The 16,457-nt window shown below is 27.4% G+C and carries 13 protein-coding genes; 12 read left to right on the forward strand and 1 reads right to left on the reverse strand.

Annotation, left to right across the window (positions count from 1 at the left end; translation table 11 throughout):
- From T434_RS07190 to T434_RS07195, 5 genes are all read left to right on the forward strand, one after another.
- Positions 1-5,081: transglutaminase-like domain-containing protein (locus T434_RS07190; RefSeq protein WP_035358536.1), on the forward strand; the 5,081-nt coding region annotated here is incomplete at its 5' end.
- 82 nt (positions 5,082-5,163) lie between these two features.
- A complete protein-coding gene (locus tag T434_RS0105665; protein WP_162150770.1) occupies positions 5,164-5,979 on the forward strand; it encodes a hypothetical protein in 816 nt (271 codons plus the stop codon).
- Positions 5,976-6,635 (forward strand): hypothetical protein, encoded by a 660-nt coding sequence (locus T434_RS0105670; RefSeq protein ID WP_162150771.1) that lies wholly within the window; start codon positions 5,976-5,978, stop codon positions 6,633-6,635. The genes T434_RS0105665 and T434_RS0105670 overlap by 4 nt, the downstream gene beginning before the upstream one ends.
- Positions 6,636-6,640: 5 nt before the next feature.
- Positions 6,641-7,159, forward strand: a complete 519-nt coding sequence (locus tag T434_RS0105675) for a hypothetical protein (protein ID WP_162150772.1) — start codon at positions 6,641-6,643, stop codon at positions 7,157-7,159.
- Entirely contained in the window at positions 7,156-7,518 is a 363-nt protein-coding gene (locus T434_RS07195; RefSeq protein ID WP_162150773.1) for a hypothetical protein, read from the forward strand. Before T434_RS0105675 ends, T434_RS07195 begins: the two co-directional genes overlap by 4 nt.
- Before the next feature lie 147 nt (positions 7,519-7,665).
- On the opposite strand, the gene T434_RS0105685 is transcribed toward T434_RS07195, so the two are convergent.
- On the reverse strand, positions 7,666-9,366 hold the full coding sequence (locus tag T434_RS0105685) for a hypothetical protein (RefSeq protein ID WP_026400259.1): 1,701 nt from the start codon (positions 9,364-9,366) through the stop codon (positions 7,666-7,668).
- Between the two features lie 105 nt (positions 9,367-9,471).
- Between T434_RS0105685 and T434_RS0105690 the strand changes: the two genes are divergently transcribed.
- The 7 genes from T434_RS0105690 to T434_RS08090 all read left to right on the forward strand — a co-directional run.
- A complete protein-coding gene (locus T434_RS0105690) occupies positions 9,472-10,125 on the forward strand; it encodes a GDSL-type esterase/lipase family protein (RefSeq protein WP_026400260.1) in 654 nt (217 codons plus the stop codon).
- 112 nt (positions 10,126-10,237) lie between these two features.
- A complete protein-coding gene (uvrB, locus tag T434_RS0105695; RefSeq protein ID WP_026400261.1) occupies positions 10,238-12,202 on the forward strand; it encodes an excinuclease ABC subunit UvrB in 1,965 nt (654 codons plus the stop codon).
- A 2-nt stretch (positions 12,203-12,204) separates the two neighbouring features.
- Complete coding sequence (locus tag T434_RS0105700; protein WP_026400262.1) at positions 12,205-13,038, forward strand: beta-1,6-N-acetylglucosaminyltransferase; 834 nt, start codon at positions 12,205-12,207, stop codon at positions 13,036-13,038.
- A gap of 2 nt (positions 13,039-13,040) precedes the next feature.
- Positions 13,041-14,798: a M3 family oligoendopeptidase gene (locus tag T434_RS07200; protein WP_162150774.1), complete on the forward strand. Its 1,758-nt coding sequence runs from the start codon at positions 13,041-13,043 to the stop codon at positions 14,796-14,798.
- A gap of 50 nt (positions 14,799-14,848) precedes the next feature.
- The gene (locus T434_RS0105710) at positions 14,849-15,565 is read left to right on the forward strand and encodes a YveK family protein (RefSeq protein ID WP_026400263.1); all 717 of its coding nucleotides are present in this window, start codon (positions 14,849-14,851) and stop codon (positions 15,563-15,565) included.
- 1 nt (position 15,566) lies between these two features.
- Positions 15,567-16,307: a CpsD/CapB family tyrosine-protein kinase gene (locus T434_RS0105715; protein WP_026400264.1), complete on the forward strand. Its 741-nt coding sequence runs from the start codon at positions 15,567-15,569 to the stop codon at positions 16,305-16,307.
- A gap of 14 nt (positions 16,308-16,321) precedes the next feature.
- A partial coding sequence (locus tag T434_RS08090) for a CpsB/CapC family capsule biosynthesis tyrosine phosphatase (RefSeq protein WP_035358539.1) occupies positions 16,322-16,457 on the forward strand: 136 nt, incomplete at its 3' end.

Consider the following 16,457-nt stretch of genomic DNA (forward strand, 5'->3'; position numbering starts at 1 on the left):
AATCAGATGAAAAAGTATATGATAATGAACCACTCTTTAATACAACAGTTTATGACATACTAGGTATGTTGATTGATGGTCATAAACTTGAAGTAATCGATTATCAAGTCTTAATTGAAGCAGGAAGCATAGAAAACGTTGTAACAATTGTAATTAAGGATGTATTAGATAATGATGTAACACATAATTACGATATTACATATGAGTACGGCACATTAACTGTTCATCCAAGACCAATTACAATAAAACCAAAAGATGTATCTAAGATTTATGATGGAGAGTATTTAACATCAAATATTGTTGAAATCGTTGAAGGTTCATTATTAGATAATCATTTCATCGAAATTGTAACTAACGGCTATATTAAAAAAGCTGGACGTATTAATAATGAAATCATTGATGTATATATATATGACAATATTAAAGAAGTAACAAAAAACTATGAAATAACATATGTAATAGGTTATTTAGAAGTTATTCCAAGAGATTTATACATTCAAACAAGTTCTAGTGATAAAGAATATGATGGATTTGAACTATTCTCATTAGAATACTATGACATTAATCATCAACTAGTCATAGGTGACTTCATAATCATTGATAATTACTCAAAAATAAAGAATGTAGATGTCGTTGAAAATATATTAGATATTTTAATTTTTGACTCAAATTATGATAATGTAACAGAAAGTTACCATATCATTTTTGAATATGGATTATTAGAAATTTATCCAAGATATATCAAAATAAAACCAATTGATATCGAAAAAGTATATGATGATCAAATCTTAATTTCAAACGACTATGAAATCATTGAAGGTAGTTTAGCTATAAATGAGACATTAATGATTGAAACTTCAGGTTCAATTATTGAAGTGGGTTCAATTGAAAATGAAATTATCGGATTTAATATGTATAACATAGAAAATGAAGAAACGACTTTAAACTATATCGTAGATATTGAAATAGGGTATTTAAAAATAATACCTCGTCCAATAATGGTTTATTCTGAATCAGAAACTTGGATTTATAATGATGAAGAATTCTTTAATATCAATATTTCATATGAATTAAGTCAACTAGTTACAGGACATCAAATTCGTGTTATAGATTATGCAAAAATCATTGATGTAGAAGTTAAGCAAAATGAATTATATGTGAAAATTAGTCGAGAAAATGGTGATGATGTTACGCATAATTATGATATTTCATACTCATATGGCACATTAGAAGTACTACCAAGACCAATAACAGTATTATCAAAATCTAAAGATAAAATATATGATGGCTATCTATTAGAATATCATGAATATGAAATCACTTTTGGTTCATTAGTATTAGGACATGAGTTATTACCGATATTTTCATCAAGTATTACTGATGTTGGTGAAGTTAATAACGATATTGAAGTATCTATTTATAAAGGATTAAGAGATGTTACATTAAATTATGAAATCACATATGATTTAGGTATATTAAAAATTTATCCACGACCTATAACAATTGAAACATTAAGCAATAGTAAGACTTATGATGGTGAAGCGATTTTAAATCCAGGTTATATCTTAAAAGAAGGTAACTTAGTTTTAGATCATTATTTTATAATCATCGAAGAGCCATATATGGTTGATGCAGGAATTCAATACAATGAATTGGTTTTAGATATTACAAATGGTGAAAGAAGTTATCTATCAAACTACGATATTACATATATTTATGGAGAGCTTATTATTTTACCTAGACCAATTACAATTCAAACAGCAAGTGACGAAAAAACATATGATGATATCGAGTTTTATAATTTAAATCATACAATTATTGAAGGTTCTTTAGTCTTAGATCATTTAACTATAGTTGATGAATTTACAGTAATTAAAGATGCAATTTTAACAAATAATATCTTACGTATAAAAATCGTTGATAGTTATAGCGAAGATAAAACATCAAATTATGATATTACATACGTCTATGGATTATTAGAAATTTATAAAAGATATGTCAAAATTGAAACAGCAAGTAATCATAAGATTTATGATGGATTAGATTTAAGTGATCAAAACTACACGATTTTAGATGGAAGTTTTGTTGATTCACATACATTAATCGTTTTACATAGTACAAAAATTAAGTATGTAGGGTCAGAATTTAATTACTTTGATGAAATTGATATTTTAAATGCAAATAATGAAAGTGTTTTATCAAATTATTTAATTGAAGGGGCTTATGGTGTATTAACGATTGACCCTAGACCATTAAGTTTTATTGTTTCTGATAAAACATTTGAATATAATGGTGAACCACAAACTTCAAAAGCATATGAATTGATAGATGATACATCATTTGGAAATGATGACATCCTTACCTTCATATCAACATATATTACTGATGTAGGAACTATTGAAAATCGAATTGGTGATATTAAAATTTTAAACGGTGAAATGGACGTTACATCAAATTACTTAATTGATTATGTTGAAGGTATGTTAACAGTTGAACCGAGATATGTAAGGGTTAGAACAAATGATGATTCTAAGATGTTTGATGGTATACCACTTACAAATCATGAATTTACGATTTTTGAAGGATCATTTGTATTAGATCACGAGTTAATATTAGCGTTTGATGGTATTCAAGCTGAAATTGGTATAAGTCCAAATTCTGCATATGAATACTATGTATTAGATGGTTTAGGTGTTGATAAGACATACAATTATATTGTTGATATTGAATTTGGTTTATTAGAAGTTACAAGACGTGTGATTGAAATTTCAACACCGTCTGCAGAAAAAGTATATGATGGGTTACCTCTGACTGCTGCTACATATGAAATTACATTAGGTAGCGTCATTTTGGAACATCAATTAATTGTTCATGTAATTGGGTCAATTACTGAACCTGGAAAAATGAAAAACAACTATGAATTTGTTATTTTAGATACTTATGGAAATGATGTTTCACATTATTACATCGTTCAAGAAAATTTAGGCACATTAAAAGTTATAGATCCAAGAATTAAAATAACAATAACATCAGAAAACGCATCAAAACCTTATGATGGTACACCACTTATTTCTGAGATGTGGGAATTAACCGAAGGTATGTTATTAGATAATCATCAACTTTATGTCATTATGACAGGAAGTCAAACTGAAGTAGGTACATCAAATAATACATTTACATATGTAATTCTAGATGAAAACTTAGAAGACATCGCTGATATTTATTATCAAGTCGTTCTAGATTTTGGAACACTTTATGTATATGATGAAAATTCTAGTGGTGGTTTACCACCTGGAGGTATTTCAATTGATAGAACTGGAACCCCAAGTGATGATGCTAGTTTAGAAAAACCATTATTTAAAATATTCTCAGAAGTGTCTACAATGATTTATTTAAGATATGCATCACATGGTGATTATATCCCTGAAACAGGAGCATTTGATGAGGCAATTCAATACTTTGGAGAAACTGTAAGTCCACTTGCATGGCCAGGATATAATTTAAACCAACAATCTTATCTAATGAAATTAGAAACGATTGTTGGGGGACTTTCATATATGATGCCATATTATAGTGTTGATGGCTTTAATAACAGATTAAGCGATGTTTTTATTGGTAAAGGATTTGGTAAAGGTTATGAAATAAACTTTATACCATATGAAAGTGATGAAATCTTAAAACAAGTTCCACCGATGACGCACTTTAGTGAAGAAGAATTAGTATATCGTGAATTTGTTAGAGAACATTACTTAAATATTCCAGAAGAAACAAAAGCTCAAATGTTAAGAATTGCTCGACAAAATGGAATTAAAAATACATCACCAACACTAATTGAAGATATTCAACTCTATATATTAAGTGCTGCTATTTATAACATGGATTTCGATACGATACCTGATGGTGTAGATGCTGCAGTATATTTCTTAGAATACTTAAGAGAAGGTATATGTCAACATTTCGCAATGGCAGCAACCGTTATGTATCGAGCATTTGGTATTCCTGCAAGATATGTTACAGGATTTGTTGCTGATGCAGAAAAAGATGAATGGGTAGAAGTAACTGCGGGCAAAGGACATGCTTGGGTTGAATTTTATGTTGATGGATTTGGCTGGATTCCAATTGAAGTCACACCAGGAGGTGCAGGAGGTACTAATGGATCTGGTAGAGGATCAATTCCAGGTCGTGGTTCAGGAAATGGGGCAGCGATTGATGGTGGTGAAGGTGGAGAAGGTGAAAGTGGAGAAGGTGAAGGTGGTGCTGGTATCGGTGGTGGCGGCTCTGGACCTATAAAACCAAAAATTACTATTCAAACATCAAATGATAGTAAAGTTTATGATGGAACACCACTTGAAAATAAAAACTATTATGTAAGTGGTGATATAAAAACCGGTCACGAAGTTATTGTTAATGTAACAGGTACAATTACTCAAGTTGGTGAAAAGCGAAATACATTTGAATACTTTATTGTTGATGAAAACGGTAATGATGTTGCATCGGAATATCAAATTGTAAAAATACCAGGAACGTTAGTAGTTGTACCAGTTAACGATAAAGAAATATTAGAAATTAGTCTTTACAATCTTACAAGAGTTTATAACGGAAAAACTTTTGAAAACAAAGATGGTTATTGGATTTCTAGCCAAAACTTACCATCAGGGTACAAAGTAGAATTAGAAATTTTAGGTTCAATTAAAGATGTAGGTATCATCGAAACTTATGTTAACTATGGTTCAGTTAGAGTTTATGATGAAAAAGGTATTGATGTAACAAATCGATATAATGTTGTCGCATACTATGGAACAATAGAGGTTGTGAAGTTATCAATCACATTAACTACTGAAACCAAAATGAAAATCTATGATGGTACACCTTTAACAGCTCACAATGCAGTTGTTTCAAAAGGAAAATTAATAAATGGGGATACATTAGTTCTTCAATATGGAGGTTCTCAAACAATTGTTGGAGAATCTAAAAACAATTTAGTATTAATTCAAATATTTGATAAAAATAATCAAAATGTTACGAATAATTATCATATAACAGTTATAGAAGGTATATTAACTGTTATTGATACGAATTAAAAAAGGATAGGTAAAAAATATGTTTGGATTACATTTTAAAAAAGCCAGAAGAGGCATAAAACGAATTACAAAATTCCGATCAATGAATTATTTACTCTACTTAATACTCTTTTTTGCAAGCTTATTTGGAAAGATGATAATTTTCATCTTTCCAGTATTTGAGCTTGCAGAACTTAGATTAAGTGATGCACTAATCAATCAAAAAGAACTTGATCATATATTTGAAGATTCAAATGATATCAATAAACTTTTTAAGATGTTTATAGCACTTTTATTAAAGTATTCGTTCATATTAGGGGTTGGGGCAATATTAGCTTTACTGATTTTTGGATTTGCACAAATAGGTATTGTATTTGATCAAGTGATAGATAATGAGCGATTAAAATTATTTGATGTTTTTTTATATGGTGGAATATCTTTAGGTACATTAGGATTGATGATTTCAGCCATTTATTTAGCACCAGTAACGTATTTAATTTACAATAACAATTCAGTTTCAGAGGCATTTCATAAAAGTTTAATAATGATGCGTGAAGGTGGAAAAACTAAATTATTTTTAATAATGTTTTATCATCTACTTATAGTTGGAATACTTTTTACGCTCTATGGTTATGTGAACTTTATAGCTTTTAATTTATTGATTAGTGAAGCATATATTGTTATTATGACGTTACTTTTAATAATCTTAGTATTTTTATTACCACTCATTTATTTATCATATAGAACAGCAAGTATAAGCTTTATTGAAGAAAAAGTTAAAGCATATGAACTTGATTTAGCAATTGAATTAGATAATTATCAAACAAACTTAAAACAAGATTTAGTAAATGAATTATTTAATGCTCAACCAATGTCTCATATTATTGAAAAAACTACAAGTGAGGAAGAAGTCGTATGAGTATATACGATTTATCTACAACGTTATTATTTATATCACTTGGTATTATTCCAATATATTTCATTATAATTGGAATAATTTACTATCAAACATTTTCAAAAAATAAAGAGAAATATGCTTTATATCCAATTCAACTAGATGAAAATAAATCTAGTGTTTTTGAAACATTTGATGATGTGAATGATGTTATTGATCGATACATTATTACAAAACAAAACAATCAATATTTATTAATGTTTAAATATCATGAAGAAATAAAAGAATCACATTTAATGATTCAACTATATAATAAGAAAAAAAGAATATTTCAAAAAATATATTTAGATGAAATTATTCAAGAATCTCATACACCAATGATTAAGCTACCAGAAAAAACTAAATATTTTGATATAAAAAAAGAAGAGAATAACTTTTCAAATAAAAAATTAAAATATAATGTTTATTTTATTTATGAAAGTATTTTAAGAGCTTTAATTTTTTCGATGTTATTTTTTCCGTTAGCGTTATTCGTTGTGTCAATATATGATTCTACGAAAGTTAATTCGTTTTTTAACTGGATGAACATGATTATTTTAGAAGTAGGTATAGGTGTTATTACACTAATACATATAATATTAAATATTAAAGTTTATCTAAATAAGAAAAAAAGAGGGTGATCTTCATGAATTATATCGACATAACAAAAAATATTAAGTTAATTCAAACAGTAAATTCAAATTTAGATAAGTTGTTTAAGATATTTGATTATCATGTTTTCAAAAAAGATCATAACTATGCTATTTTAAAATTTAACAATCATTCAAGTAAAAAAATAACAAAAATCACCTTTGAACTAAGTGAATATCATGAAAATGAATTTATTGGAAAAAACACATACCAATTTGACAACATCCAAGTTTTACGTCAAACAAGATTTGTTCCAGAATATAAATTTTTATTATCAAAAGATACAACTAAAATTGATTTAAAAGTTGTATCCCTTGAAACAGAACATGAAACATATTTAGATAATGCTTGGGTTAAAAAAGATTTAGAAATACGACATAATGAGTCTAAAATATTTAAACTTAGTAAGAAAGACTTTTTTAAAGGTTTATGGGTTTCAGGATTGATGGTAGTTATATTTTTTATCTTTTTATGTATTATGTTATATATTTATAATTTAGGATTTGAAATATGAAAGTTTGTATGTGTAAACAATGTATGGAATTCTATCTATTCTTAGATAGTAGTGAAAAAGTTTTAAGTTGTTGTAACGAACCACTTGAAAACTTAGAAGTAGAACTATTTGAATTGGAAAATGACTCACATCCTATAGAAATTAAAAAAACAGGAAACTTTTATAAAGTTCAGTTTAAAAACTATAAGACTTTAGACATTCATCATATAAAATACCTTATCCTAAAAACAAATTTAACAACTCAAATTAAAAAAATAGAAAATCAAAGTGATATTACATTTTTATTAGATTTTAATGAAGAAGTAGAAAATTTATATGCTTATTGTAATATCCATGGACTTATTTCATATAAATTATAAAAAAAAAGATGCTAGTAGTTTTTTGTGTCTACTAACATCTTACTATTTCAAAAAGAGGTTTTTTATTTAGGTATATAACATATATGGAGGTTTACGATACCCAATAACTTATTGGGAGGTCTACCTCCATATTTTTTATAGGACCTTTTATTTTAATAAATATTCTAAAAGTTTTGAAGCAGCATGTTTGGGACCTTTTTGTTCAAAACCTTTGATACCTAATCTTGTATATAACATACCGATAGGTATATTATTTTGATATAAGTGATTAAAGTATTTATCAATCAGTTTTTTTGTTTCATTTTGGTGTTGAAGAGGACCAAAAGGATTTGCAAAAAAAGTTTCTGTCATTCCAACTTCACTTGTAGTTCCTTTTGCTAAGCGTTCACCTTTTTCAAAGACTGAAATTGCTTCATCAAGAGAATCAAAGATTTTTAAACCTTCTTCACGATTATCATAATTATTCGCATAAAGTAATAAGTCAATTCGATGCTTTCTCATAACAAATTCATAATATGATGCAGGTAGAACAACTCTAGCATTTGTACGATGTGGATTTAAAAATACAGCTCTATCTATTTGTCTATAAGCATACCCTTGGTCTAAATCATCTAATCTTACGAATGCACCAATTTCTGTACCTTGACTATAAATAGAGTCATGTTCTAAAAAGAAAGTACCCATATCATCATACATAATTTTAATATGACTAATATTTTCTTTCCCTAGTTGATTTAAAGCTTCGATTGTTTCTGATTTACCAGCACCACTATCACCTACTAAGACAACATTTTTTGTTAATCCATTTTTAAAATGTATTTTAAACATAGCTCCATGAATTGGTAAATATCCTTTATGAATCATTCTTACATTATGAAGAGTTAAAATCATTTTTTTGACATAACCAAAATAATCATTCTTATCATGGATAGAGACAAAACCGATATGTATATCATGAACTTTGTCATAATGATATAAATGATCATATTCATGTTCTTTAATACCATAAATAAATATTAAATCTGGTTTTTTATCTTTGAATTCATCAAATGATGCTAATTCAAATAAAGATCCTAATGTGATAGCATATTTTAAAAATTTTCGATGCATATAGACATAACATAAGAAACGTCCTACTTTGATAGGTATTACAATATAGTCGTTTTTATTTAAATCAATATCAGTTAAAGGATTTGTATCGTATTCATGAAATAAACCTGTTCTAGTATTTTGTCTAGAATAAATCATTAATGGAGGGCGCGTTAATATCGTTGAAACAAATGCTTGTTCAGGTAATTTTGTATAAGGTGTATCAAAAGTCCATGTGTTTGTAACCAAAGAGATGTTTGCTAAAACACCTGCTGGAAGCTGACGTAATAAATTATAGTTTCTACCTAAAATATTTTGTGTAATCGTGCGATATAATCTTAATATTAGATTTGAAAAAGTATCAGAATGATTAATCATTCTTAAATTAATAGATTGATCATCATCTTGTCTAGAACGTGTAAAAAATCCATAGCGTTCTAATTTTCTCCAATAATCATAAAAATCTTCAGTAAATAAATATAAAGTATATCTATGACGTTCATCTTTAAAGATATCAAATTGTTTTGAAACCTCTTCAAATGGCCATAATAATAAGATTTTATAAATCGTTTGTAGTTCATATGGACTGAACTCTAAAATCCATTCATAGTCACTATTTTTAGATGTTTTAATATAGTGCATATAACGTCTTAATATCATAATAAATGGTTTAGAATTTAAAACGTTTGTTTCAGTTTCACACAAGATGCGATTAAACTGAATAACAAAGGATTCATCATCAATATAATATGTTCTCAATTAAATTCCCTCCCTTTTATAGATTAACTCATTATAACATAGTTAATTATTTCATAAGTTTTTGACACATGTTATAATGTTTAAAGAACGTTAGGAAGTGTCAATATGAGATTAGATAAAATTGAACTTAAAGGCTTGCAAGATATGATTTTTAAAACAAGCCAAAAAACAATTGAAAAATATAAATTGGAAAATATAAATCAAAAAGAAGAAGTTACATTATTTTTAGGTGATTCTATGATTGAATACTTTAAGGTGAATGATTATTTTCCAAAAAAATATGTTTTAAACAGAGGAATTGCAGGAGCAACAACGAAATTAATTATTGAAAACATAGATAATATTTTAGGAAGCATTAAAACAAATAAAATCTTTATATCTATTGGATCAAATGATCTAATTTTATTAGAAGAAAAAGAAGAAAAAATTAAAGAAAATATTAAAAAAGTTTTTGAAGTTTTAAACGAAAGATTTCATAATCCTAAAATTTATTATTTATCAACAACACCAGTAGTAAAAACAACGAGTAAAGTTTATAAGAAAATATATGTAGCAGGAAGAACAAACGAAGAAAATAAAAAAATAAATGAATTTGTTCAAAGTTTAATTCGTAATTATCCTAATATTGAATTTATCAATCAATTTGATGAATTGACTGATGAAGAAGGTTATTTGAAAGAAGATTTAACACCAGATGGTATACACCTTAATAAAAAAGGGTATGATATATATTCATTAAATATAAAAAAGTATATCTAAATTAATATGTAACCAACAAGAATCATAGGTTCTATGATTCTTGTTATTTTTATATTTAAGTGTTAAAATTGAGTAAATCATATGCATTTTATAATAAATTATAAAGGGGTGAATGTTGATGTTTAAATTAGAATCTCCGTTTCAACCAAGTGGTGATCAACCAGAGGCGATTGAAAAGTTAATTAACAATTTTAAAGAAGGAAAAAAAGAACAGATCTTACTTGGAGCAACTGGAACAGGTAAAACATTCACTATAGCTAATATTATTCAAAAGATGGGGAAAAAGACACTTGTTTTAGCACATAATAAAACATTAGCAGGACAATTATATGGTGAATTAAAGAGTCTATTTCCACATAATAGAGTTGAATATTTCATTTCATATTATGATTATTATCAACCAGAAGCTTATGTTGCGGCAACCGATACATATATTGAAAAAGATGCATCAATTAATGATGAAATTGATGAATTAAGACACAGTGCTGTTGCATCGCTTTTATCTCATGAAGATGTTATTGTTGTGGCATCTGTTTCATGTATTTATGGTATAGGAGATCCAGATGATTATAAAAATGCAACAATCTTTTTAAGAACTGGCGAAGAATATGGAAGAGATAAACTTATTGATAAATTAATTGAACTTCAATATACAAGAAATGATTTAGATTTTCATCGTGGTACCTTTAGAGTTAAGGGTGAAAATATAGAAATAATTCTTGCAAACCAAAGAAATAATGGTATTAGAGTTTCATTTTTTGGTGATGAAATTGATCAAATGACAATATTTGATGTATTAACAGGAGAACCTATTGAAAGAACAAGTTTTGTTACTATATTTCCTGCAACATTATTTATGGCGAATCGTGAAAAATTAAAAGAAAGTATAAGAAGAATTCGATTAGAGTTAGAAGAACAACTTACAAAATTTAAAGATGAAGGAAAATTATTAGAAGCACAAAGATTAGAGTCTCGTACACGATATGATATTGAAATGCTTGAAGAAATCGGATTTACATCAGGTATTGAGAACTATTCAAGACACCTAGCTTTAAGAGAAAAAGATGAAACACCTGCGACATTAATTGATTTTTTTGGGGATGATTATTTATTAATTATTGATGAATCACATGTTACAGTACCACAAGTTCGTGGTATGTATTTTGGTGATAGATCAAGAAAAGAAAATTTAGTCAATTATGGTTTTAGACTACCATCAGCATTAGATAATAGACCTTTAAAGTTTGATGAATTTGAAAAAAGATTAGATAAAGTAATTTATTTATCTGCAACACCTGGTCCTTATGAATTGGATAAGAATTTACCAATTGTTGAACAAATTATTCGACCAACATATTTATTAGATCCGGTTATAGAAGTACGTAAAACTAAAGGTCAAATTGATGATTTATATTTTGAAATTAAAAAGCGTATCGAAGCAAACGAAAGAGTTTTAGTTACATGTTTAACCATTCGAATGAGTGAAGATTTAACATCACACTTTAAAGAATTAGGATTAAAAGTTGCATATTTACATAGTGAGATTAAAGCATTAGAAAGAACTGCTATATTAAGAGATTTAAGACTAGGTAAATATGATGTATTAATAGGAATCAATTTATTAAGAGAAGGACTAGATTTACCAGAAGTTTCTTTAGTTGCTATACTTGATGCTGATAAACAAGGATTTTTACGCAGTGAACGTAGTTTAATCCAAACAATAGGGCGTGCAGCACGTAATGTTCATGGTAAAGTGATTATGTATGCTGATACAATTTCAGATTCAATGGATTATGCAATAAAAGAAACAAATCGTCGCCGTGAAATTCAACAAAAATTTAATGAATTACATGGTGTAGTTCCACAACAAGTTACAAAAGATATCCGTGATAATATTTCAATTAAATCTGAAATAATTGAAGAAGATTCTGATAAAGTCAAGAAAATGACTAAAAAACAAATCGAAAAAGAAATTAAACGATTAGAAACGTTAATGAGACAAGCAGCTAAAGATTTAGACTTTGAAAAAGCAGCGGAGATTAGGGATTTATTATTTGAATTAAAAGCGGGATTATAAATATGAAAAAATTAGCATATTTAATCATGGTACATAAGATTAATGAGCAACTTTATCAATTGATCCAACAATTTCCAGATGATGGTGTTGACATCTTTATTCATTTAGATGAAAAATGTCAGGATAAATTACTCATTTTGAAATCCAATATACACCTTATTGATAAAAGAATTAATGTTAAATGGGGTCATATAAGTGTTCTTGAGGCACAACTTGAACTCATTAAAGTGGCTAAAAATCATGGTGATTATTCCCATTATATTTTTCTAAGTGGTCAAGATTTAGTTTTAAAAAACTTTAGTACAATTAAAAAATTTTATGAATATAATGTGAAGTATTCATTTATTCATTTAGAGGAAAATACAAAATGGCGTAATAAACAAAAGGTAAGATACCAACTTAAATATCCTAAATGGATGTTTAGTCGAAGTCTCCCAATACGATTAATTAGAAAAATGTATCAAGTTATCTTTGGTATTTTTCTTAAAGATAACCCAGCCATACATTTCGGATCGATGTGGATGAGTTTAACGGATGAATTTGTTGAATATTTATTAAAATATGACGAAGAATATCAAATTATTGAGAAAAATAAACATTTTACTGTACCTGATGAATTTGTCATACATACGATATTTATGAACTCACCGTTCAAAGAATATCGAAAAGATTATTTAACTTATGTTGATTGGAGTGAAAATAAACCATCACCCAAAGTATTAACGATGATTGATTTACCGTATTTATTAACAACACCAATGTTTTATGCAAGAAAATTTGATGAAAATATTGATGCAATGATTATTGCAAGAATTATAGAAAATGCAAAGGAGTAACTATGAGCCAAAATTTAAATTGGAATTTAAATGATTTATATTTAGGATTTGATGATAAATATCAAAGCGATTTAGAAAAATTAGATAAATTAATGAATGATAAAATAAAACTATTATCAACAGAAAATATGGATAAAGTTTTATTTATTGAAAGTAAATTAAAATTAGAAGAAGAAATTATAAAATTAGCTATGACACTTCATAGTTATGCAAGTTTAAATTTATCAACAGATGTTACAAATAGTGAGGCAATGACATACCTTTCAAAGGTGAGTAGAATTCTTTTAAAATCAACAAAAGAAGATGTTAAATTCACACGTTTTTTAACTAGTGTTGATTTAGATGAACTTTCTGAAAAATCAAGCATTATTAAACAATATTTATTTATCTTAAAAGAAGAACAAACAAATGGTAAATATTTATTAAGTGAAGAAGAAGAAGTTTTATATGCCAAACTTCAAGAATTGTCTAGTCGTTCTTGGAGTCAACTACAAAATATCGCAACAGCAAACTTAGAAACAGAAGTTAATGGACAAAAAGTTACATTCTCAGATTTAAGAAATTTAGCATATAGTGATGATCCAAATATTCGTAAAGAAGCTTACAAAAAAGAATTAGAAATCTATGAATCTGTTGATGATTTTGTAGCTTTAGCATTATCAAATATTAAACGTGAAGTTAATATTGTTAATGAATTAAGAGGGTATAAAAACGCATTAGAAAAAACATTACTTCAATCACGTATGAAAGAAGAAACTTTAAATGCAATGATTGAAGCTATGAAATCATATCGCATTCATTTTGAACGTTATTTAAAAGCAAAAGCAAAATATCTAGGACATGAAAAAGGATTACCTTGGTATGATTTATTCGCACCAGTTGGTAAACTAACTAAAACATACACATTTGATGAAGCAAAATCATTAATTTTAGATGCATTTGGTTCATATTCAGATGAGTTAAGAAGTTTTGCTAAAAAAGCATTTGATAATAACTGGATTGATGTACTACCTAAAAAAGGTAAAAGAGGTGGAGCATTCTGTTCAAATCAACCTCAAATTGGTCAATCTAGATTTTTACTTAACTTTACAGGTAGTTTAGATAATGTTTTCACTTTAGCACACGAATTAGGACATGGCTATCATGGTGAGCAAATTGTATCTAACCCACCACTTCATTGGGATTATCCAATGCCATTAGCAGAAACAGCTTCTATTTTCTGTGAAACTATCATGAAAGAATATTTATTAAGTATCTATACGAATGATGATGAAAAACTAAGTATTTTAGAATTAACAGTTCAAAGCGATACCCAAGTAATTATAGATATTCTTTCAAGATTCTTATTTGAATCAAAAGTCTTTGAAGAAGCAGATAGACCAATATCTAAAAATGAAATGAAACAATGGATGCTTGATGCTCAAAAAGAAGCGTATCTAGAAGGATTAGATCACGAACAATTACATCCATATATGTGGTTAGTTAAAGGGCATTATTATAGTGCAGGTTTAAACTTCTATAACTTCCCATATGCATTTGGATTATTATTTGGTAAAGGCTTGTACGCAAATTACTTAAAAAATAAAGAAGCTTTCTTAGAAAAATATAATACATTATTAAAAATGACTACTTATAAAAATGCTGAAGAAGTGGCTAAATATATGGACATTGATATTACTAAGAAAGATTTTTGGATTGATTCATTAGAAATGGTTAAAAAAGACATCGATTTACTAGTCAATCTTTTTGAAAAGAAATGATGCCTATATGTTATAATATATAATAAACATAATGCACAAGGAGATAAATTATGGATTTAGAGCAAGAAAAGCAAGAGCAAGGCACAAGTTTAGCTGATATTTTTAGAATTTTAAAACTGAACTGGCTCTTAATTACACTTATCACAACATTTGCATTAATTATAAGCGCTGTTTTTTCATACACATTCGTTCAAGATCAATATAAGTCATCAACAGAAATGCTTGTTTTAATGTACTCTGGTTCTACAGTAGATCCAGAAAATCCACAATATGATTTAATTAACTCACAACGCATGTTAGAAACAACTGCAACATTAATTAAATCAGATTATATTCTAAATAAATTAAGAGATGCGAACACTGTTGAAATTCCTGAGGATATGACTAATTCTCAAATTAAAAGTCATATTTCAGTTGCATACTCTAATTCAAGCTTTGTTATGACGGTAACTTTTAAACATCCGGATCAAGAATTTGCACAATCAATGTCAAATGAACTAACCGCTATTGCTGTTAGTACATTAAAACATGATTTTAATGGTAACTTCCTAAAATTAACTGATGCAAGTATTCCAGAAAATGATACACCAAGTAAAATCTTATATACGATTATTGGAACAATTGGTGGATTAGTCTTATCAACTGGTATCGTATTTATCAAACAATTATTCAATAATTCTTACAACTCAAAAGAAGAATTAGAAAAAGGGCTTGGTTTACAAGTCTTAGGTGTTATTCCTGAATTTGAAATGAAGGAGAAAAAGTAAAATGGGTAAGCGTAAAAAATTATTTCAAAAAGAACGTAATATGGAATATCATTACATCGTTTCACGTGAACAACCATTTTCTTATGTTGCTGAAGCATTTCAAAAAGCATTAGTTAACATTGAATTTGCTAACGTTGATGGTAATTTAAAAGTTCTTCAAACAACCTCCTCATTAGCAGGTGCAGGGAAAACGACATTTATATCAAATATAGCATTTTTATTAGCTAGAAAAAATAAAAAAGTAGTCATTCTTGATTTAGATTTAAGAAAACCAAAAGTACATCGAATTTTTCAAATACCTAATGAAAAGGGACTAACAGATTATTTATCAGGTAATTTATCATACGAGAAGTTAGTTCGCGAGGATAAGTCAACAGGTATTGACTATATACCTACGGGTGGAGTTACATCTGCAGTTGTTAACCTTTTAGAAGCTCAAAAATTAAAGGATTTAATAGCTAAATTAAAAGGATTATATGATTATGTTTTAGTTGATAGTCCTCCGGTTATTGCAGTTTCTGATGCGCTATACATTTCTAAATTGGTTGATGGTGTTATCTTTGTTGTTTCACAACATGAAGCAAAACGATCAATTATTAATGAAGCTATTCAAACTTTAAGACAAAATAACGTGAATATCATAGGTACAATCTTTAAACAAGTAAATGTACGTGATTCAGAACTTTATACATATGCATATAGTTATGAATACGGCTACTTAAATCCCAAAAACAAAGATTAAGGTTTAATTAAGTTATGTTTGATATTCATAACCACATTTTACCGAATGTTGATGATGGTTCTAAATCAATCGAAGAATCTTTATTGATGATTGATATGCTTTATCAACAAGGTATTAAAAAAATTGTTTTAACACCTCATGTTCAAAATA

The sequence above is a fragment of the Acholeplasma equifetale ATCC 29724 genome, assembly GCF_000687735.1.
GTDB classification, from domain to species: Bacteria; Bacillota_I; Bacilli_A; order Acholeplasmatales; family Acholeplasmataceae; genus Acholeplasma; species Acholeplasma equifetale.